The sequence below is a fragment of the Nesterenkonia sp. AY15 genome (assembly GCF_022565855.1).
GTDB lineage: Bacteria > Actinomycetota > Actinomycetes > Actinomycetales > Micrococcaceae > Nesterenkonia.
Map to the genome: position 1 here is coordinate 333,921 of NZ_JAJOYV010000002.1, position 19,931 is coordinate 353,851.

General features: G+C 67.7%; 19 protein-coding genes, 3 tRNA genes and 1 rRNA gene. 8 read left to right on the forward strand and 15 right to left on the reverse strand.

Annotation, left to right across the window (positions count from 1 at the left end):
- Positions 1-84 precede the first annotated feature (84 nt).
- Positions 85-1,272, forward strand: coding sequence for an acyl-CoA dehydrogenase family protein (locus LSI54_RS05425; RefSeq protein WP_241470649.1), 1,188 nt, complete (start codon positions 85-87; stop codon positions 1,270-1,272).
- A gap of 57 nt (positions 1,273-1,329) precedes the next feature.
- Here LSI54_RS05425 and LSI54_RS05430 read toward each other — a convergent pair whose 3' ends face one another.
- Both LSI54_RS05430 and LSI54_RS05435 read right to left on the reverse strand, forming a co-directional pair.
- Positions 1,330-1,953, reverse strand: coding sequence for a LytR C-terminal domain-containing protein (locus tag LSI54_RS05430; RefSeq protein WP_241470650.1), 624 nt, complete (start codon positions 1,951-1,953; stop codon positions 1,330-1,332).
- Positions 1,954-2,010: 57 nt separating this feature from the next.
- The gene (locus tag LSI54_RS05435; protein ID WP_241465536.1) at positions 2,011-2,244 is read right to left on the reverse strand and encodes a DUF3263 domain-containing protein; all 234 of its coding nucleotides are present in this window, start codon (positions 2,242-2,244) and stop codon (positions 2,011-2,013) included.
- A gap of 101 nt (positions 2,245-2,345) precedes the next feature.
- Between LSI54_RS05435 and LSI54_RS05440 the strand changes: the two genes are divergently transcribed.
- The gene (locus LSI54_RS05440) at positions 2,346-3,044 is read left to right on the forward strand and encodes a uracil-DNA glycosylase (protein ID WP_241470651.1); all 699 of its coding nucleotides are present in this window, start codon (positions 2,346-2,348) and stop codon (positions 3,042-3,044) included.
- 79 nt (positions 3,045-3,123) lie between these two features.
- Here the strand turns inward: LSI54_RS05440 and LSI54_RS05445 are convergent, their stop codons facing one another.
- The 3 genes from LSI54_RS05445 to LSI54_RS05455 all read right to left on the reverse strand — a co-directional run bounded on the left by LSI54_RS05445 (position 3,124) and on the right by LSI54_RS05455 (position 6,117).
- Entirely contained in the window at positions 3,124-5,181 is a 2,058-nt protein-coding gene (locus LSI54_RS05445) for a threonine/serine ThrE exporter family protein (protein WP_241465538.1), read from the reverse strand.
- A gap of 101 nt (positions 5,182-5,282) precedes the next feature.
- A tRNA-Val gene (locus LSI54_RS05450) sits at positions 5,283-5,356 on the reverse strand.
- A 62-nt stretch (positions 5,357-5,418) separates the two neighbouring features.
- Positions 5,419-6,117 carry an NAD(P)H-binding protein gene (locus LSI54_RS05455; RefSeq protein WP_241470652.1) on the reverse strand — a complete coding sequence of 233 codons (699 nt, stop codon included), beginning with the start codon at positions 6,115-6,117 and terminating at the stop codon, positions 5,419-5,421.
- Between the two features lie 142 nt (positions 6,118-6,259).
- Between LSI54_RS05455 and LSI54_RS05460 the strand changes: the two genes are divergently transcribed.
- The gene (locus tag LSI54_RS05460; protein WP_241477876.1) at positions 6,260-6,949 is read left to right on the forward strand and encodes an AzlC family ABC transporter permease; all 690 of its coding nucleotides are present in this window, start codon (positions 6,260-6,262) and stop codon (positions 6,947-6,949) included.
- On the forward strand, positions 6,946-7,251 hold the full coding sequence (locus tag LSI54_RS05465; RefSeq protein WP_241465541.1) for an AzlD domain-containing protein: 306 nt from the start codon (positions 6,946-6,948) through the stop codon (positions 7,249-7,251). The genes LSI54_RS05460 and LSI54_RS05465 overlap by 4 nt, the downstream gene beginning before the upstream one ends.
- 118 nt (positions 7,252-7,369) lie before the next feature.
- On the opposite strand, the gene LSI54_RS05470 is transcribed toward LSI54_RS05465, so the two are convergent.
- The 3 genes from LSI54_RS05470 to LSI54_RS05480 form a co-directional block, all read right to left on the reverse strand.
- Positions 7,370-9,001 (reverse strand): MDR family MFS transporter, encoded by a 1,632-nt coding sequence (locus tag LSI54_RS05470; protein ID WP_241470653.1) that lies wholly within the window; start codon positions 8,999-9,001, stop codon positions 7,370-7,372.
- Between the two features lie 72 nt (positions 9,002-9,073).
- A tRNA-Thr gene (locus LSI54_RS05475) sits at positions 9,074-9,146 on the reverse strand.
- Between the two features lie 53 nt (positions 9,147-9,199).
- The gene (locus LSI54_RS05480; protein ID WP_241465543.1) at positions 9,200-10,051 is read right to left on the reverse strand and encodes a DsbA family protein; all 852 of its coding nucleotides are present in this window, start codon (positions 10,049-10,051) and stop codon (positions 9,200-9,202) included.
- Between the two features lie 213 nt (positions 10,052-10,264).
- Between LSI54_RS05480 and LSI54_RS05485 the strand changes: the two genes are divergently transcribed.
- Genes LSI54_RS05485 through LSI54_RS05495 form a run of 3 tightly spaced genes read left to right on the forward strand, consistent with a single transcriptional unit; the run spans position 10,265 to position 13,893 of the window.
- The gene (locus LSI54_RS05485) at positions 10,265-11,800 is read left to right on the forward strand and encodes an alpha,alpha-trehalose-phosphate synthase (UDP-forming) (RefSeq protein ID WP_241465544.1); all 1,536 of its coding nucleotides are present in this window, start codon (positions 10,265-10,267) and stop codon (positions 11,798-11,800) included.
- 2 nt (positions 11,801-11,802) lie between these two features.
- Complete coding sequence (gene otsB, locus LSI54_RS05490; protein ID WP_241465545.1) at positions 11,803-12,612, forward strand: trehalose-phosphatase; 810 nt, start codon at positions 11,803-11,805, stop codon at positions 12,610-12,612.
- Between the two features lie 9 nt (positions 12,613-12,621).
- Positions 12,622-13,893: a DUF4032 domain-containing protein gene (locus LSI54_RS05495; RefSeq protein ID WP_241465546.1), complete on the forward strand. Its 1,272-nt coding sequence runs from the start codon at positions 12,622-12,624 to the stop codon at positions 13,891-13,893.
- Here the strand turns inward: LSI54_RS05495 and LSI54_RS05500 are convergent.
- Complete coding sequence (locus LSI54_RS05500) at positions 13,874-14,656, reverse strand: IclR family transcriptional regulator (protein WP_241465547.1); 783 nt, start codon at positions 14,654-14,656, stop codon at positions 13,874-13,876. The genes LSI54_RS05495 and LSI54_RS05500 overlap by 20 nt on opposite strands.
- Positions 14,657-14,751: 95 nt before the next feature.
- On the opposite strand from LSI54_RS05500, the gene aceB reads away from it, so the two are divergent.
- Positions 14,752-16,353 (forward strand): malate synthase A, encoded by a 1,602-nt coding sequence (gene aceB / locus LSI54_RS05505; protein WP_241465548.1) that lies wholly within the window; start codon positions 14,752-14,754, stop codon positions 16,351-16,353.
- Between the two features lie 14 nt (positions 16,354-16,367).
- Here aceB and LSI54_RS05510 read toward each other — a convergent pair whose 3' ends face one another.
- From LSI54_RS05510 to rrf, 6 genes are all read right to left on the reverse strand, one after another.
- A complete protein-coding gene (locus LSI54_RS05510; RefSeq protein ID WP_241477878.1) occupies positions 16,368-16,925 on the reverse strand; it encodes a TetR/AcrR family transcriptional regulator in 558 nt (185 codons plus the stop codon).
- Positions 16,926-17,000: 75 nt separating this feature from the next.
- Positions 17,001-17,543, reverse strand: coding sequence for a hypothetical protein (locus tag LSI54_RS05515; RefSeq protein WP_241477879.1), 543 nt, complete (start codon positions 17,541-17,543; stop codon positions 17,001-17,003).
- Between the two features lie 410 nt (positions 17,544-17,953).
- Positions 17,954-18,244, reverse strand: a complete 291-nt coding sequence (locus LSI54_RS05520) for an amphi-Trp domain-containing protein (RefSeq protein ID WP_241470657.1) — start codon at positions 18,242-18,244, stop codon at positions 17,954-17,956.
- A 275-nt stretch (positions 18,245-18,519) separates the two neighbouring features.
- Positions 18,520-19,356: a CPBP family glutamic-type intramembrane protease gene (locus tag LSI54_RS05525; RefSeq protein WP_241470658.1), complete on the reverse strand. Its 837-nt coding sequence runs from the start codon at positions 19,354-19,356 to the stop codon at positions 18,520-18,522.
- Positions 19,357-19,590: 234 nt separating this feature from the next.
- Positions 19,591-19,667, reverse strand: a tRNA-Pro gene (locus tag LSI54_RS05530).
- 156 nt (positions 19,668-19,823) lie between these two features.
- Positions 19,824-19,931 (reverse strand): 5S ribosomal RNA (gene rrf, locus LSI54_RS05535); the annotation flags it as partial.

Genomic DNA, 19,931 nt, shown 5'->3' on the forward strand with positions numbered 1-19,931 from the left:
GTTGGTAAAGATGCAGTTTTACGTGCAGTGACATGGCGGCCCGCCCACCCAGCCCCGGATCCGCCGGATGACAAGGAGACCTCGATGACCAAGCAGGACGCCCACGCTGCCGCAGACCCCATTTCCGAAGACCCTGATCTGATGCACCTGGCCCGCCACCTCGGTCCGGCAGAACGTGACCGGCTGACCGTCATCGACGAGTACGCGCAGCGCAACATTCGACGCCAGTCCCTCGAACCGTGGAACGACGATCGCCTTCCGCTCGACATGCTTGCAGGGCTGGGCAGCATCGGACTCGGCGAACTGCACCTCGACGGTTCCTCACCGCTGCTCCGCGGCCTTGCCCACACCGCGCTGGCACGCGCCGACGTCTCGATCTCTGCGGTCATCGGCATCCACAATGAGCTCATCGTCGGCATGATCCAAGCCCTGGGCTCGGAGCGTCAGCGTGAGGAATGGCTTCCGGCCCTGCGCCGGCTGCGGGCCTTCGGCGCCTTCTGCCTCACCGAGCCTGAGCACGGCTCCGACGTGGCCGGCGGACTGGCCACGTCGGCGACTCTGCGCGGCGGACAGTGGCGCATCCAGGGGTCCAAGCGTTGGATCGGCATGGGCACGGTGGCCGACGTCGCCCTGGTGTGGGCGCGAGACACCGCTGACGGGCAGGTCAAAGGCTTTCTGGTGCCCACATCGTGTGCGGGATACCAGGCCCGAAAGATCACCCACAAGACCGGACTGCGCATCATGCCGAACGCCGACATCGAACTTGATGTCACCCTGCCGCAGGACGCCCTGCTGCCAGGGGCGACCTCGTTCACCGCCACGAACACCGGACTGCGAAGCTCACGGGCATGGGTGGGGTGGCAGGCCGTCGGCGCCCAGCAGGCCCTGCTGGACATCGCACGGGACTATGCGAAGAGGCGCGACCAGTTCGGTGCACCCTTGGCCTCTTTCCAGCTCGTCCAGGCCGCTCTGGCCAAGGTCGCCGGAAACCTCGCGGTCTCGACCTCCTTCATGGCCGAGCTCACCCGGCTGCAGAGTGACCGCGAGCTGACCATGATGCACGCGTCCCTGGGCAAGGCGACGCTGACCCGGCTGGCACGAGAGTCCGCCGCCGCCGCGCGGGAGATCTTCGGTGGGAACGGCATACTGAGCGATCACGAAGCAGCCAAGATCGCAGGAGACATCGAGGCGATCTATACCTACGAGGGCTCCCATGGCATCAACCTGCTGATCGCCGGTCGTGAGCTGACCGGAGTCTCCGCCTTCGCCTGACCTGGGAGGCCGGGACGAGCGAGCACCACCCCTTCGGAGCACGGTCTCTGAGCGGGCTCAGCCCTCGTACTCGTCCCCGATGATCAGGGTGACGAAGCTGGCCTGGTCGTGCACTTCGACGGTGTCGACCCCGAAGCTCTCGGCAAGCTCCTCGGCGATGGCCTGCTCTGCGTCTCCGGAGCCTGCTGGGTAGACCACGGCCGGAGTCTCGGCGCGTTCCTCGAAGCCCCAGTCGCCCTGCCAGACCACGTTGTAGTCGAGCTCCTCGAGCTCGGCGCCCATCGCCGTCGCGCCACCCTCGGCGCCCTGGTAGTTGGCCACCTGGACCGGGGTCTCGGTGTCGCTGGCCGGCTGTGGCCCGGCGGGCTCCTCCGTCTGGTCCGCATCGCCCTCGGCGCCGTCATCGGCCTCGGCGTCATCCTCGGCGTCGTCCTCGGATTCGGACACCGCCGCATCCTGATCCTCGGCGGTGCTGTCCGGGTCCGAGTCGGAGAGCATCGGCACGATGAAGTAGGCGAAGGCCCCGACGAGCAGCACGAATCCAGCCAAGAGCCCGATCCAGCGCAGGCCGCTGCCACCGGCCCCGCCCGTTCCGGCTGCGCCTGGAGCCCGATGCTTGCCGGCCTCCCCGGTCTGATACGGGGGGACGTCGTCGAACTCGTCGTGCGGGTGCTGGCTCATAGGTCCTGTCCTCAAAGTGCGGGGGCGATGCTCGGTGCTGCTGATCTCGACCTTGCGTCAGCGGCGGGTCGCGCGGGCGCGGTGCCGGGCATCCCGCTGCCGGCGCAGGCGTTTCACCAGCATCGGGTCGTGGGCCAGCGCCGCCTCCGTGTCGATCAGCAGATTCAGCGCCTGGTAGTACGCCACGGCTGACATCTGGAGCGCATCGGTGATGGCCTCGTCCTTCGCGCCCGCGTACTTCCACCACTGGCGCTCCAGGTCGAGCATCTTCTTCTGCTGTTCAGTGATCATCTCACCGTCATCCTACGGCTGGGCAGCGCGCATTGCAGGAATATCGGCCCTCGTGGGCTCGACGGTGTGTTCAATCGGCTGAGCTGTCTATGGTGGAGGCGATGACACCTGAGACTGAACTGATCGCTCCGCTGGAAACGGGCTGGCAACGTGCCCTGGCCGGCGAGTCCGCCCACTTCGAGACCGTCCTCGAGGAGCTGGCCCGCCGCCGTGACGCCGGGGAGCAGGTGCTGCCTTCCCCAGAGCTGGTGCTGCGCGGCTTCCGTCAGCCCTTCGACGCGGTGAAGGTGCTGATTCTGGGTCAGGACCCCTACCCGACCCCGGGACATGCCATCGGCATGTCCTTCGCGGTGGACCCCGCGGTGCGTCCGCTGCCCCGCAGCCTCGGGAACATCTTCACCGAGCTCGAATCGGACCTCGGGATCCCGAAGAGTCCCCACGGCGATCTCACCGCATGGGCCCGGCAGGGGGTGCTGATGCTCAACCGGGTGCTCACGGTCAGCGCGGGTTCACCGGCCTCGCATCGCGGCATCGGCTGGGAGCAGATCACCGAGGCGGCGCTGCGCGCGCTGGTGGATCGGGGCACTCCCCTGGTCTCGATCCTCTGGGGCGCCGACGCGCGCAAGCTGGCGCCGGTGCTCGATTCCGGCGAGCACACCGCGGTCATCACCAGCCCCCATCCCTCACCGCTCTCAGCGCGACGCGGGTTCTTCGGCTCCCGACCGTTCTCACAGGCGAATGAGGCGCTGCGCCGGCTCGGCGAAGACCCGGTGGACTGGCGACTGAACCCCGACGGCTGACCCCGGCGCAGCACCGAGCAGCGCCGAGCAGCACCGAGCAGCACCGAGCAGCGCCGCGAGGTCCGCGAGCGCGGGTCGGTCAGCGGCGTCGGGTGCGCGATCGTTCGTGGGACTGCAGTCCTGCGGTGAACGGTCTCATCAGCACGTCGCCGAGCACGATCCCGGAGGCGATCGCCATGATGATGATCAGCGCGTTGAACAGCTCGGTGAGCCCGTCCATCATGTGGACGGTCGTGGATTCGATGGCGATCTGATACATCCCGCGGAAGACCATCAGCCCGGGGAGCATGAACATCATCGCGGGCACGGCCACGACCAGCTGAGGCGACCCCATGCGCAGGGCGAGGACCCGGCCCAGCGCCCCGACCACCACGGCGCCGAAGACCGGGGTGACGCGTTCGCCCAGGCCGATGATCTCTGCGGCGTAGAAGGCGCAGAATCCCAGCGCGGAGACCGCACCGATGGGCAGCAGCATCCGCCAGCTCGCCTGTTCGACGACGGCGGCGGCCATCGCCGCCAAGAACACCAGCGCCACCAGCACGGTGGGGTGATACATCCGAGTCAGACCCACCGCCACCTCGACCTCCGGGGCGCCGAGCAGATTCGCGATCGTCACGGCGGCCATGATCCCGGCGGTCATGCCGGCGAAGGCGATCATGGTGGACATCAGACGACCGGCCGCGGTGATCGGGAATCCGTTGATCCCGTCCTGGATGGCCGAGACGATCCGCGCGGAGGGCAGCAGGATCATCAGCCCGCCGGCCACCACCATGGAGGGACGGATCGGCATGTCCATCGCGAAGGCCCCCATGGCGAAGGAGGTCGCGACGAACCCGCCGGCGGCCAGGCAGAAGAACTCCGGGACTCGCCGGGTGGCCAGCAGCCGGACGGTCCAGAGCACGAGGATGGTTGCGGCGAAGCCGAGCGAGGCGTCCAGCAGCGGAGCCCCGAGGAACGCCGCGAAGAAGCTGGCGAAGATCGCCCCGCAGATCGTCACCATCCAGCGCGGGTAGGGCTTGGGCTCGCGGATGATCTCGCGAAGCCGCTCCTCGGCGTCGCCGCGGGTGAGGCGACCGGCGATGATGTCGGTGACCAGCTGGTGCACCGAGGCGAGCGCTCGGAAGTTGTTCGACCATGACCGCACCACCCGCACCCGGGAGTAGGGGATCTTTCCGTCAGGCGCCCAGTTGAGGCTGATCGACTGGTTGGTGATGTCGGCGTCGGTGTTCTTCATGCCGAACGCCGCGGTGACGGCGATGATCGAGGTCTCGACCTCGAGCGCGCCGGCTCCGTAGCGGAACAGGGCCTCGCCGAGGTCCAGCACGAAGGCGATCGTGGCCAGCTCGTCGGTCTCGACGTGCGCTTCGGCCTGGTACGGGTTCTCGAACGGGGTGCCGGCGAGCCGGTCGATGATCGGCACGGTGCCGGTCGCCGCGCGCTCAGCCTGCATGATGCGTCGCAGCACCTGGGGTGAGCGGGGCCTGCGGTCGAAGACCCCGGGGTCGAAGTCGGGGTCGCGGCGAGCCGAGCCGCCCAGCCGGGACTTGAACCAGGAGGGCCGCGGCACGGCGGGGCGGCGCGGAGATTGGCTCACCGGTGATTGCCGCAGCGGTGCGCCCGGCGCGCCGTGCGGCAGGTTGATCAGACCCGAGGAGTCCGGTCCCTGCGCATGCTCGCCGCGCTGGGCCCAGGAGGTCGTCGTCTCCTGCGGGCCGGTCGGGATCTGCGGGCCCAGCGCATCGGTCTGGTGCCAGTCCCCGGTGACGGGGAAGGCGTAGTGGTCCGTGGGCGCTGTCGCGCCGTGCGGGGTGGTGTAGGACTGCTCGAAACTGGGGTCCGCGACGTATTCGTGCCGGGCCGCTTCGTTCTCGTGCTGCTCCGCGGCACGTGCCACCGCCTCGGCGTCGTATTCCTCCCACTCCAGCGCGGCCTCGGCTTCGGCGGAGGCGTGCCAGGAGGAGGCGAAGGAGCTGCGCAGCGTCTGGACGAACCCGGTGGGGGTCTCGTCGAGGATCTCCTGGGTGGAGTGGACCACCGGGATGTTGGTGACGTCGGCGTTGGGCTCGGTGCGCACGGGGTCGATCGCCTCGGCGACGTAGCCTCCCGTGGGATGCCGTTCAACGTGTTCGAGTGCCACGAACCCTCCTCGCAAGCAACATAACCACAAAAGGACCCTGGCAGATGCCGGGGCCTTGAGGGGTGTGTGAATGATGGTGCCTGGAGTACAGGCGAAGAAAGTGGATCTGAATGGACTCGAACCATCGACCTCTCGCGTGTGAGGCGAGCGCTCTAACCAACTGAGCTACAGATCCTGAGGCACCTGCGCGCGGAATCCCGCGTTCACGTGCCTCAGAAGGTTACCACCTGTTCAGACTCAGGACGAAACCGACGCCAGCGCCTCCGGGATGGGGGTCTCGCCGTCGAGGAAGTTCACCGTGGCGCGCACCGCGGAGCCGCTGCGCAGGGTCTCGGTGATGACTTCGGCGACGTTCTCCCGGGAGGTGTCCACGGAGGCGCCCTCGGCGGACATGGTCTCGCCCGCGGTGGCCGGATCGAGCACCGTGATCTTCGCGCTGGCCGGCTCCAGGGTCAGCGAGCCGGGACCCAGGATGGTGTAGTCCAGGCTGGTGCCGCGCAGGTGCCTGTCGGCCTGGTGCTTGGCCAGCGCGTAGGGGTAGAACGAGCTCGTCGGGTCCACCGTGTTGATGTCGGTCTCGCTGCGGGCGTAGGAGACCATCACGTAGCGGGAGACGCCCGCCTCGGCGGCGGCATCCATGCTGCGCACCGCGGCCTCATGGTCCACGGCCTTGGTCCGGGCTGGGTTCCCGCCGCCGGCACCGGCGGCGAAGACGACGGCGTGCGCGCCGGCGAACGCCTGCCCCAGCTCTGTGGAGCTGGCGGACTCGATGTCGAGGACCCGCGGCGTGGCGCCTGCGTCGGTGATGTCCTGGGCCTGGTCGGGATCCCGGATCAGGGATTCGACGGTGAAGCCGGCGGCGACCAGCTTCGGTGCTGCCAGCAGTGCGATCTTGCCGTGGCCGCCGATGATGACGACGCGCTGAGATTCAGCCATGGGATGCTCCTTCGCGATCAGGGGGTGCCTGCTCGAATCGGGGTCCGCCGGGTGTGCGTGCTCCGGACGGTTCTCTCCTCACAACGTCTGCGCGCCTGCACTATTCCTTAGACTGTGTGGCGTGTCAGCCCCTTATCCGCCTGTGAGCACCTCCCCGCCCGTCCCGCTGCGCCGCTCCCCCGCGCTGCGGACCGGGCTGTCCATCGCCGCCGCGATCTCGCTCTACGGCGTCTCCTTCGGGGCGCTCTCCACGGCGGCGGGAATGACGCTGTGGCAGACCGTGGCGCTCTCCGCGCTGCTCTTCAGCGGCGCCTCCCAGTTCGCCTTCATCGGCATTCTGGCCTCGGGCGGCACCGGGGCGGCGGCGCTGGGCGCGGCCACGCTGCTCAGCGGGCGCAACACGATCTATGCGGTGCAGATGAAGGCGCTGCTGAATCCGCGGGGATTCAAGCGGCTGGCTGCGGCCCAGGTGACCATCGATGAGTCCGCGGCGGTGGCGATGTCCGCCCCGGATCCGGTGGAGCAGCGTCGCGGCTTCTGGGGCGCGGGCATCGCCTGCTATCTCTTCTGGAACCTCGCCACCGTGCTCGGCGCGCTGCTCGGTGATGTGATCGCCGAGCCCGAGGCGCTGGGGCTCGACGGTGCCGTGGTCGCCGCCTTCCTCGGCCTGCTGTGGCCGCGGCTGAAGTCCCTGGACGCCTGGGCGCTGGCGGTGCTGGCGGCCCTGGTCACCACGGTCACGATGCCGCTGCTGGCACCCGGGGTCCCGGTGCTGGCCGCCGCCGTCGTCGCCGTGGTGTGGGGACTGGCGTCGAAGGGGGTCCGCGCATGAGCCTGTGGTTCTGGGTCCTGGCGGCCTGCGCCGCCGTGTACGCCACCAAGCTGCTGGGCTATCTGGTGCCGCAGAGCTGGCTGAAGCATCCCGCCGTGGGGCGGGTCTCGGCGATGCTCACCATCGGGCTGCTCGCCGCTCTGGTGGCGATGAACACCTTCTCCGCCGAGCAGTCGGTGACCATCGACGCCCGGCTCGGAGCGCTGCTGGCCGCCGCCGTGGCGCTGCTGCTGCGCGCCCCGTTCATCCTGGTGGTGCTGGTCGGGGCGGCAGCGGCTGCCGGGATCCGCGCCCTGGGGTGACCCGGGCGCGCCACGCGGCCGCCTCGGGGCGGGAGACGCGGCGAGCCCCCCTCCCGCCTGCAGGTGCAGGCCGGAAGGGGGCTCGTCGTGGCCCTGGGACGCCAGGAACGGGGAGGGCTCAGGCCTGGGTGCTGGACCCTGCCTGTGCGCGATCCTCGATGCCGGTGTCGTCGGTGTCGGCAGCTTCGCTGTCCGCAGCGCCGGTGCCGGCCGCCTCAACATCGCCAGCCTCGGAGCCCTGACCCTCGGCCGCGGGGGTCGCCCGCAGGGTCGTGGCGAGGATCAGCGTGCCGATGCTCAGCACCGCAGCGAGCCGGAAGGCCACGCGGAAGCCCTCGACCGCGGCGTCGTCGGGGTTCATCCCGGAGTTCACCGCGGCGGCGGTGCCCAGGCCGACGGCGGCCACCAGTGCGGCCGTGCCGATCGCGGCGGCCAGCTGCTGCAGCGTGTTCAGCGCGGCGGTGCCGTGGGAGTACAGCGCCTTGGGCAGCGGGTTCAGCGCCGTGGTGAAGGCCGGGGTGAACAGCAGCGCCAGGCCGGAGGAGAGCAGCAGGTGCAGACCCAGCACCATGGCCACCGGGGTGGTCGGGGACAGCAGACTCATGCAGAACAGCGCGACGATCAGGATCGAGGCACCCGGGATCACCAGCGGCTTCGGTCCGACCCGGTCGTAGAGGCGCCCCACGAAGGGCGCCATCAGCGCCATCAGCAGACCGCCCGGAAGCATGATCAGACCGGTCTGCAGCGTGTCCAGTCCGCGGATGGTCTGCAGGAACAGCGGCAGCAGGATCAGCGCGCCGAAGAGCGCGATCATCATCAGCAGCATCATGCCCAGGGCACGGGTGTACATGGTGAAGGCGAAGGGCTTCAGGTTCAGCAGGGCTGAGTCGGTCTTCTGCAGCTTCACCTGGAGCAGCGCGAAGGAGATCAGGCAGAGCACGCCGACCACGAGGACCACGATGGCCAGCGGGTCCACGCTCGGAGCCGCGTCCGCGGAGACCTCCTGGGTGCCGTGTCCGCCGCCGATCTGGCTGATCCCGTAGACCACGCCGCCGAAGCCGGGGACTGCGAGCAGCAGCGAGGGGATGGAGAGCCGCTTGCCCGCCGTGCCGGGGTCCTTGTTCAGCCGCGGCCGGCCCAGGAACAGCGCGATCACCGCGATGGGCAGGATCACCAGGAAGAGCCAGCGCCAGTCGGCGAGATGCAGGATCAGACCCGAGAGCGCCGGGCCGGTCGCCGGAGCCACCGAGATCACGATCGAGATGTTGCCCATGACCACGCCGCGGCGGCGCAGCGGCACCAGGGTGAGCACGGTGGTCATCATCAGCGGCAGCATGATCGCGGTGCCGCTGGCCTGGACCACCCGGCCCGCCAGCAGAACCTCGAAGCCCGGGGCGGCGGCCGCGAGCGCGGTGCCGAGGATGAAGAGGCCCATCGCGGCGGTGAAGACCGCACGCAGGCTGTAGCGCTGCATCAGGAATCCGGTGATCGGAATCACGGTGGCCAGGGTCAGCATGAACGCCGTGGTGAGCCACTGGATCGTCGGCTCGGTGACCTGGAACTCTTCCATGAGCGGCTGCAGCGCGACGTTCATCAGGGTCTCGTTGAGGATCATCACGAAGGTGGAGACCAGCAGCGCACCGATGGTGAGCTTGTCGGCCGAGGGCAGCCGGCCGTCGTCGTGCGGAGGTGTGGGAGCCGCACCTGGAGCCTTCACCTGCGATGGGACATGATTCGGTGAAGCGGGCACGGATCCTCCATAGAACACTAAAGAACCCCAGAGCGGGTCACCACTGGGGTGATACCACTCTGGGGTTGAAAGAGCCCCCTGCCGGGTTCGAACCGACGACCTGCTGTTTACAAGACAGCTGCTCTACCAGCTGAGCTAAGGAGGCGCAGCGCCCTGCCATGCAGGGCGCCAGTCACTGATGGTATCAGTTCCTCAACATCAGCTTTCGGACTGGTATTCCTCGATGTGCTCATCGACCAGTTCGCGGAACGGACGCTCGGAGTCGGCCCAGGAGACTTCGTCCACGTACACGCTCGGGGTGCCTTCGATGCCGGCGGCCTGGGCGTGGCGGGTGGTGTAGCTGGCGAAGGCGCGGTAGGTGCCGTCCTCGATGCATTCACCGATGTCAGCGCCGAAGGTCTCGTCGGCCAGCTGGGTGAGCTGGTCGTTGGACATCTCATCGTTGTTGACCCGGTTGGCGGTGACCGCTCCGAGGTACTCGGAGTAGCTCTCCGGGGACTCCTCCGCCATGCAGGCGAAGGCGTTGGCCGCACGAGCGGGGTAGTTCGTGGAGGAGGAGAGGTAGGCGACCGAGCGGTACTCCACGGTGACCAGACCCTCGTCGAGCCACTCGCCCATCTGCGCCGAGTGCTCGGCTTCGAAGTTGGCGCAGTGGATGCAGTAGGCGTCGGTGTAGATGATGATGTGCGGAGCTTCGCCGGCTTCACGCTCAGCAACCCCGGGAGGCAGCTCGGAATCGGGGTCCTCGACGTTGGATGCGTCGATCTGGCCGAGGTCGTCGCCCTCGGCGAGCTCGGTGGAGGAGCTCAGCACGAATCCGCCCTGCTCGTTGGCGGCCGCGGGGGCCGGGCCCTCGCTGGGCGCCGCCCCGGAGTCATCACGGTTGAGCACGAAGATGGTCAGTCCCACGACGACGGCGAGCGCCACCACGACGACGCCTACGCGCAGCAGCACCGAGGTGAGCTTCTGCTTACGCTCCTGCTCCTGCTGCATCTTGCGGGCCTGTTCGCGCGCATTGGCGCTGCGAGGGGATTCTGAGCTGCGAGCCATGGTCTTCTCCGGTGACTGATGTGGATCATGACTGTCCCGGCGTGCCTGGACAGTGATCGGTGTGTGGCTGATGTCGTGATCGTGCCGTGATCGGGATCCGGCAGTGCTCAAGATACAGGGTCAGGCTCAGGCCGGATACCAGGGTATAGGCTCATGACGATGGCTCCGCTGTCGCCAGGGGGTGTCTGCAGCTACGCATGAAAGGTGTGTCTCGTGCCAGAGAATATCGAGAACGGCAACGGCTATGACTTCGTGGTGGTGGCCAACCGTCTGGCCGTCAATCACGTCACGAACGAGGATGGGACCACCGGCTGGGAGCGCTCCCCCGGTGGCCTGGTCACTGCCCTGGCCCCCCTGATGGAGAGCTCAGAAGGCGCCTGGGTCGGTTGGCACGGCGCTGCCGACGACGTCCTGGAGCCCTTCGACCACGGCGACATGCATCTGGTTCCGGTGCCGCTGACCGGCGATGACATCGAAGATTATTACGAAGGATTCTCCAACGGCACGCTCTGGCCGCTCTACCACGACGTGATCGCTCGTCCGGATTTCCACCGGCACTGGTTCGAGGCCTACCGCCGGGTCAACCAGCGCTTCGCCGAGCACACCGCCGAGGTTGCCGCCCACAAGGCCACCGTCTGGGTCCAGGACTACCAGCTGCAGCTGGTGCCCGCGATGCTGCGCGACCTGCGCCCCGATCTGACCATCGGCTTCTTCAACCACATCCCGTTCCCTCCCCCGGGGCTCTTCGCACAGCTGCCCTGGCGCCACTCGGTGCTGCGCGGACTGCTCGGGGCGGACCTGATCGGCTTCCAGCGCGCCTCCGACGCCTCGAACTTCCGCCGCGCGGTGCACAACCGGATGGGCTACTACGTGGAGGACGCGACGATCCACGTGCCGCTGCAGACCAACGCCCCGGATCATGGCTCCCCGCTGGTCGGATTCAACGCCGATGCTGACCGTGGCACCGCGGTGCGGGTGAACTCGGCCCCGCCGGCGGGGGTCGCCCGCCTGGTGGAGGCCAAGGAGTTCCCGATCTCCATCGACACCGCGACCATCACCGCGCTGGCCAAGCGCGAGGACATCATCGCTCGCTCCCAGGAGATCCGCGAGGAGCTGGGCAACCCGGAGACCGTGCTGCTCGGGGTGGATCGACTGGACTACACCAAGGGCATCCGGCACCGGATGAAGGCCTACGAAGAGCTGCTGCAGAACGGGTCGCTGACCGTGGGCCAGGTCTGCATGGTCCAGGTGGCGAGCCCCTCCCGTGAGGGGGTGGAGAGCTACCGCCTGCTCAAGGAGGAGATCGAACAGACCGTGGGCCGGATCAGCGGCGAGTTCGACACGCTCTCCCACCCGGCCATCCGCTACCTCCACCACTCCTACCCGGTCGAGGAGATGGTGGCGCTCTACATGGCCGCCGACGTGATGCTGGTGACCGCGCTGCGCGACGGGATGAACCTGGTGGCGAAGGAATATGTGGCGGCACGGCGCGGCGACGACGGCGTGCTGGTGCTCTCGGAGTTCACCGGCGCCGCCGATCAGCTGCGCCAGGCGCTGCTGATCAACCCCCATGACGTCGAGGAGCTCAAGGCCGCCATCCTGCGCGCGACCACCATGGACAGCGACGACGCCAGCGCACGGATGGAGAATCTGCGCCGCCAGGTGGTCCACCACGACGTGCGGCGCTGGGCGACTGACTTCCTGGACCGTCTGGGCGAGCTCACCGGCTCCGCGATCGTGAAGGACTGAGCATGGAGGCGTCGCTGAACATGGAGCAGTCGCTGAGCATCGCCCTGGAGCGATTCGCCGATCTCCCCAAGATCCTCATCGCCCTGGACTTCGACGGATGCGTGGCCGAGCTGGTCTCCCACGCCGCCGCCGCACGGCCGGTCCCGGAGAACGCCGCGGCCATCGCAGCCCTGGCAGAGATGGAGGGCGTGGACATCGCCTACGTCTCCGGGCGGTCGCTGGAGTCGCTGCGCGAGCTGGCCAAGCCGCCCCACGGCGCGCTGCTGATCGGCTCCCACGGCGCGGAGAAGGACCTCGGCGAGGATGCCCCAGGACTGGAGCTGAACACCACCGAGACGATGGCCCGCGAACAGATCATCTCCACCCTCGAGGAGGTGGCCGCCGACGCCGAGGGCGCCTGGGTGGAGCACAAGCCCGCCGGTGCCGCCCTGCACGTGCGCAAGGTGGCAGGAGATGAACTGGGTGAACGGGTCCTCGAACACGGCCGGGCAGCGTTGTCGCTGGTCGACGGCGCCTACCTGAAGAACGGCAAGAAGGTGCTGGAGTCCGTCGTCGTCCTGGCCACCAAGGGTGAAGGGATCACCGAGCTGCGGGAGCACACCGCCCCTGACGCGGTCCTCTTCGCCGGTGACGATGTCACCGATGAACACGGCTTCGCGGTCCTCGACGGCGAAGACATCGGCATCAAGGTGGGCGACGGCGAGACCGCGGCCGGCCACCGGATCGCCGAGCCGAGAGATCTCGCCGCGGTGCTGCGCCTCATCGCGCAGCGACGCAGCACCTCCCGCTCGGACACCCGCCCGACACCCTAAGGACTGCCCATGATGACCATCCCCGGTCTCGGACTCACCGCCTCAGGAACCATTCCTCAGGAGCTGCTGGACCTTCCCTGGCATCTGCCGCTGGAGGAGTGGCCCGAGGACATCATCGCCGCCCTGCCGCGCGGCATCTCCCGACACATCGTGCGCTTCGCCTACCTGGGTGGATCGGTGATCGCGGTCAAGGAGACCTCTGAGCGGGCCGCACGGCACGAGTACCGGATGCTGCGTCAGCTGGGCAAGCTCGGGGCCCCCTGCGTGAAGCCCGTGGCCGAGGTCACCGGCCGCACCACCCCGGAGGGCGAAGAGCTCTCTCCCGCCCTGGTCACCCGGCACCTGCGCTTCTCCCTGCCCTACCGTGCGGTGTTCAACCAGATGATGCGCAAGGAGACGCTGCGGCGGCTGATCCACGCGCAGGCGCTGCTGATGGTGGAGCTGCACCTGATCGGCTTCTACTGGGGCGACGTCTCCCTGTCCAACACGCTCTTCCGGCGCGACGCCGGCGCCTTCGCCGCCTACCTGGTCGACGCCGAGACCGGTGAGATCCACCCGAAGCTCTCCACCGGTCAGCGCGAGCACGACCTCGACGTGGCCCAGGTGAACATCGCCGGGGAGCTCATGGACCTGATGGAGGGCGGCATGGTGGACGAGGACGTGGATCCGATCGCCACCTCGCACCAGTTCATCGACGCCTACCGCGGACTGTGGCAGGAGCTCACCGGTGACACCGCCTTCAACCCGGACCAGCAGTGGCTCATCGAGGAGCGGATCCGGAGGCTCAACGAGCTGGGCTTCGACGTCGAGGAGTATGACATCCGCACCATGCGTGAGGATTCCAAGCTCCTGCTCCGCCCGAAGGTGGTCGACCCCGGCCACCACCAGCGGCGACTGATGAACCTGACCGGACTCGACGTCCAGGAGAACCAGGCCCGGCGGCTTCTCGGCGCGATCGACGCCTACCGGGCCCAGACCGACCCGCATGGGGACGAGGCGGTGGCGGCCCACATGTGGACCCAGCAGGTCTTCGAACCGATGATCTCCCAGATCCCCAAGGAGCTGCGCAACAAGCTGGAGCCGGCCGAGATCATGCACCAGCTCATCGATCACCGCTGGCGGCTCTCCGAGCGGGAGCACCGCGATATCAGCCTGGACCAGGCACTTCCCTCCTTCATCGACGAGGAGCTCAAAGGCCTGCGCGACGAGGCCACGCTGATGATCAATCCTCCCGGGGACGTGATCGATCAGCTGGACCGGCTCAACCGTGGCGAGGGCTGAGCCGGCTCATCCGGCGGCCGATCTCCACCGCGGTGCGGCGCATCAGCGGCACCGCGTGCCGGACGAAGCTGTCGTGCATCCGTCCGGTGGGCCCGGAGACGGAGAGTCCCATGGGTGAGGGTCCGTGTGGGACGACGACGGCGAGGCAGCGCACTCCCATCTCCTGCTCCTCGTCGTCGAGGGCGTAGCCCTGGGCGGCGATCCGCGGCAGCTGCTCCAGCAGCGCATGCGGGCGGGTCAGCGTCTTCTCGGTCAGCGAAGGCATGCCGGTGGCGGCGAGGATCTCGCGCACCCGCACCGGGTCCATCCCGGCCAGCAGCGCCTTGCCCACTCCGGTGGAGTGCAGGTGCGCTCGGCGCCCCACCTCGGTGAACATCCGCATCGTGTGCGGCGAGGGGACCTGCCCGATGTAGACGATCATCTCCGATTCCATGGCCGCCAGATTCACGCTCTCACCGAGCTCCGACACCAGTGCCTGCATCTGCGGCACAGCGGGTCCGCCGAGCTGCCGGGTGGCGGACTCCCCCAGCGGCACCAGGTTCGCACCCAGCGCGTAGCGCCTGTCGCTGAGCTGATGGACCACCCCCACACCCATCAGCGTGTGCAGGAGCCGGTGCACCGTGGGCCCGGCGAGACCCGTGGCGGCCTTCAGCTCCCCGGCCGTCGCGGACCCGCCCAGGCCGGCCAGCACATTGAGCAGATTGAAGGCGCGCTCCACGACCTGCACCCGCTGAGAGTCCGCATTGCGGACATTGGCTTCCATGATGCGAACTCTATGCCAAGAATGGTGTGAGCGAGAGCACCCGCGTCGCTGTTTTTCGGCGACACAGTTTTTTCATCCCTGCAAAGGAGCAGCGCATGAGCATCACCATCCACGCCCCCTACGAGGTCCCGGGCACCGAGGCGATCCTCACCGATGAGGCCCTGGCGTTTCTCGAAGAGCTCCACACCCGGTTCGCAGGAACCCGCAACGAGCTCCTCGAGGACCGGCGCACCGCGCAGGCCCAGGCGGCGAGCTCCGGCACCGTGGACTTCCCGGCCGAGACCGCACAGGTGCGCGAATCGGACTGGAGCGTCGCCGAGCACCCGGCCGCGCTGCAGGATCGCCGGGTGGAGATCACGGGTCCGCCAGCCCCTGCCAAGATGGCCATCAACGCGCTGAACTCCGGCGCCAAGGTCTGGCTGGCCTGCCTTGAAGATGCGCTGGCACCGAACTGGTTCAACGTGATCGACGCTCAGCGCAACCTCGCCGGCGCCGCATCAGGAACCCTCGAGTTCACCTCGCCGGAGGGCAAACAGTACAGCCTGCGCGATGACATCACACTGCCGACCGTGGTCGTGCGGCCGCGCGGCTGGCACCTGCCGGAGAAGCACCTCCAGCTCGACGGCACGCCTGCCATCGGCGCCCTGGTGGACTTCGGACTGCACTTCTTCCACAACGCGAAGACCCTCACCGAACAGGGCCGCGGCCCCTTCTACTACCTGCCGAAGCTGGAGCACTATAAGGAAGCCCGGCTCTGGGATGAGGTCTTCAGCTTCGCCGAGGAGAAGCTCGGCATCCCCCATGGCACCATCCGCGCCACGGTCCTCATCGAGACGCTGCCCGCCGCGTTCCACATGGATGAGATCCTCTATGAGCTGCGTGATCACGCCTCCGGGCTCAATGCCGGACGCTGGGACTACCTGTTCTCGATGATCAAGTACTTCCGCGCCTCGGGCGAGAAGTTCGTCCTCCCGGATCGCGCGCAGGTGTCCATGACGCAGCCCTTCATGCGGGCCTATACCGAGCTGCTGGTGAAGACCTGCCACAAGCGCGGCGCCTTCGCCATGGGCGGGATGGCAGCCTTCATCCCGAACCGGCGCGAACCCGAGGTCACCGCCAAGGCCATCGAGAAGGTCCGCGACGACAAGTCCCGTGAGGCCGCTGACGGTTTCGACGGCTCCTGGGTCGCCCACCCCGATCTGGTGGACCTCTGCCGTGACGAGTTCGACGCGGTGCTGAAAGACCAGCCGAACCAGCTGGCCCGCCAGCGCGACGACGTGGACGTCTCGGCGGCGGACCTGCTCGACGTCGCCGCCGCGGAGGGTGACGTCACCGAGGCCGGGGTGCGGATGAACCTCTACGTCGCGGTCTACTACACCGCCATCTGGCTCTCCGGCAACGGTGCCGTGGCGATCCACAACCTGATGGAGGACGCCGCGACGGCCGAGATCTCCCGCTCCCAGGTCTGGCAGCAGATCCACAACGGCACGATCACTGCCGATACCGGGGTGAAGGTGACCCCCGACCTGGTCACACGGCTGCTCGATGAAGAGGTGGAGCGCCTGCGTGGGGAGATCACCGACGCGGACACCTTCTCCAAGTACTTCGAGCCCGCAGCCGGCATCGTGCGCGCCCTGGTCCTGGACGAGGAGTACATCGACTTCCTCACCCTGCCGGCCTACGAGCTGATGCCCTGATCGGTTCGGTCTGATCAGACTGGTCTGATCAGCAGTCTCTGCAGGCCATGGAGGTAGATACGTTCTGCCTCCATGGCCTGCGGTGCGTCCGGGGCCTGGCCGGCGGCGGTTGCAGTGGCGGTGGCGGTGGCGGGGCGTTCAAGCAGAGCCTGGTTCTGCTCGGTGGCCACCGCCCCCAGCGCGAAACGCATCACCACAGCGGTCGTGTCCCTCGCCTCGTCCCGCGGCCATCCCGCCGTGACGAGCCGTTCAGGCAGCAGCTGGGCCGGCGGCAGGCTGACATCGAGCGCGTAGGCCAGCAGCAGCAGATCGCCCACGTCGCGCAGCGGCAGCACGAGTTCCCGGAACCGCAGCATGAGCTGCAAGGCGTCACCGGACTCGGTGCGCAGCGGCGTCAGGATCTCGTGGGCCACCGTGCGCAGCAGCTCTTGTTTGCTGGGCACGTGATAGTAGAGGGCGCCCGGGGCGACGTCGAGCTCCTTGGCCAGGCGACGCATGGACACGTCCTGGAGGCCGTACTGGATCAGCAACGATCGCGCCGTCCTGGTGATCAGCTCCAGGGAGAGTGCCAAGGGTGATAGCTCCTCACGGAATCAGGGGCGAAGAGTCGCAGACTCGAGACGGGCATTGGGTCGTCACCGACGCACCTACAGGCCGCTGTCGCGGAAGAGCTTCTCATCGGGGTCCGTCATGGACTCTTCGATGAGCCATCGGTTGGTCTGCAGCGCCTGCAGGTTCTTGGACACCAGGGTGTCGCGGGTCTTGGCCACTCCCTCGGCCAGCAGACCGATCTGCGCCTTGAACTCCGCCGCGTGGCGCGGCTTCTCGTTGTCGGGCAGGGCCAGGAACAGCTCCAGGGTGCGCGGAAGGTGCCGGTGGATGGTCCGATTCACGGCATCCTGGTGAGCCGGGTACCGGGACAAGGCGTCCCAGCGCTCCACGATCTCCTCAAGCCCGACCACCATCATTCGCAGCTGACCCTGGGTCGAGGGCGGCAGCTGCGCTGACCGGCTGCGCACCGTGGCGCTGATCGCGGCCAGTTCGTCCTGCAGCCGCTGCTGGTCATCATTGAGCCGCACGGATCGGCGCAGACGGCTCTGCGCACGGCCGACGACGGCGCCATATGTCCCTGCGGCGGCCGCACCGCCTACCACGGTTCCGGCCAGGATCGCCCAGAGGTTGGGGAGCATGATGAGCAGCATGAGACCGAACCCGAGCAGGAAGGCAAGCAGGGGAAGGGCGAGATGCGTACGGCGCTGGGCGTCGGTGCCCTGATGTTCGCCGCGCGAGAGTTCAGAGCCGATGACGACCTCCTGCTCATGCTGCTGAGTATCAGTACAGGATATATCGCGGTGATGGACAGACTCTGAACACCGAGGCGGGACCCCTTCCCGATGGAGATCTGCTTCTGGAAGACCGCCATACTGATTCTCGACCAGCGGTCAGTTGGGGTCTGAGATCTGCCGGAACGCGTCGCACCTGCCATGCGGCGCCAGCCCCGGAGACGTAGTCAGCTTGGGACTCATGGGCACGCTTACCGAGGAGTCCATGTCGGGCCGCCTGAGCTGCGCCGGATGCCGTGGTGCTGGGGCACCGAGCGCTAGTCGCTGGAATCCTGGCCACCGGACGAAGGAGATTCCTGGCGCTCAGCGAGGGACCACCACATCTCCAGCTCCAGCTCCCGCTTGACGTGGCCTGACTTAGGCGTGTCTTTGACCTCGACGGAAAGGCCTATCTGTTCTTCCGCTCGGATGCGCACCCGCTGACCATCGAGAGACAGGTCGATATCCCCTTCCCGGATCTGGTCTGCGAGGACGTTCAGGAAGTCTGCCAGCTCAGCACGAGTCAGCACCTCCTTGCACTTGAGCAAGGTCCTGGCATTCGATGACATATCGACCTCCTGTTGTTCTGTGCCCGAGCCGCATCGGCACATGCGTATGAAGTTCTCGGCTCTCGACCACCTAGGGCCAACGTCAACGGACCCCTCCGCGATCAGGAAGCCGGGCGGGCAGGCCAGCGGCTCATGGCCGGACCGGCCTGACACCCATTGTCTACCGTGACGGAAGAGTTGGCCACCGGTCTTTGGCCTGGGACAGAGCCAGTCAGGTCAAGACCGGAACACCGACGCGCGCTCGGATCGGGTCAGGGGCTGGGGCTGTGCTGGGCCTACGCGCTGGACGGTGATCCACCCTGGGAGGACGGCTGCGCATCGACTCGATAGCGTCGCTCCAGCACTGCGACGACGACCCACGCCATCACGGCACTCACTACGGTGAACGGAGTCCCCGGAAACAACAGCACCAGGGCGAACCCGGCCGTGTTGTTCAGACCATGCAGGAGCGCGGCGAGGGCGAGGGAGTTGCTGCGCTCATAGACCAACGCTGTGATCCATGCCATTGCGACGATGCTCGCGGTGAACCCGCCGATGGTGAGGACCATGACCGGCCCAAGCTGCCAGTACAGCATCACCATCAGCGGGTAGTGCCACACGGCCCAGACGAGGCCGCCCTTCCAGGCGGCGCCCCAGAAGGTGGCGTCGTGCTCCCGGAGCACGGGATGCAGGAACCCACGCCAGCCGAACTCCTCGGTCCCGCTGGTCAGGAGGTTGGAGACGAAATAGACGCCGACAGCCCCAACCGCGGCGCTCGCGGAGACATCCGCCACAGCAATGCCCGAAGCCATGGTGACCACGAACGCAGGCACTGCTGTGACGACGGGTACGGCCGTCGCCAGGAAGACGGTCTCAGGAGTCGGCCGCCCCCAGAAGGGCCGGTACCGGCCGACTGCCAGATAACCGAGCAGCGGTCCGAAGACGCCCAGAGCGAAGAGGAGCTGCGGAAGGAATCCGACCGCACCGATCATGGCCCAGACATCGACGAGCGTCATCTGCGGGGTGACCGGTGCCGCACGGACATCCCCGAGCCACCACCCCCCGATCCATAGCAACCACGTCCACCCGAAACTCACCAACAGGTAGGTGGCGACGCCTCGTCGAGCCTCCATATGAATAGGCTAACCACGCGTGGAACAGCGGCCAAGGGCCGCAGGTCGACCCTCCGATCACCGGCCACGACTCGGGCTCGACCTGGGATGAGGCGATCGACACCTGACGGAGGTCTGAGCTGCCGAACTTCGGCTGGCCGGGCAACATCTCGTGGCCCGCCATCAGAGGGGAATCAGACAGCAAGAAGGGCCGCTGCTCCTACATCTCTGTAGGTCAACGGCCCTCAGCCGACATGGTCGGGGTGACAGGATTTGAACCTGCGACCTCGTCGTCCCGAACGACGCGCGCTACCAAGCTGCGCCACACCCCGTAGTCCTGCACTCTGGAAACCATCGGCTTCCAGCACACAGAGCTTCATCTTAGCCAGGAACGTGTCCACCGAGCAAAACAGCTGAAACATCCCTGGATACAGGTCAAGCCCGGTCCCCCGAAGGGGACCGGGCTTGAACCCTCTCTACCAAATAGTGTCCGGCGGCGACCTACTCTCCCACACACTCCAGTGTGCAGTACCATCGGCGCAGTGGGCCTTAGCTTCCGGGTTCGGGATGGGACCGGGCGTTTCCCCCACGCTATG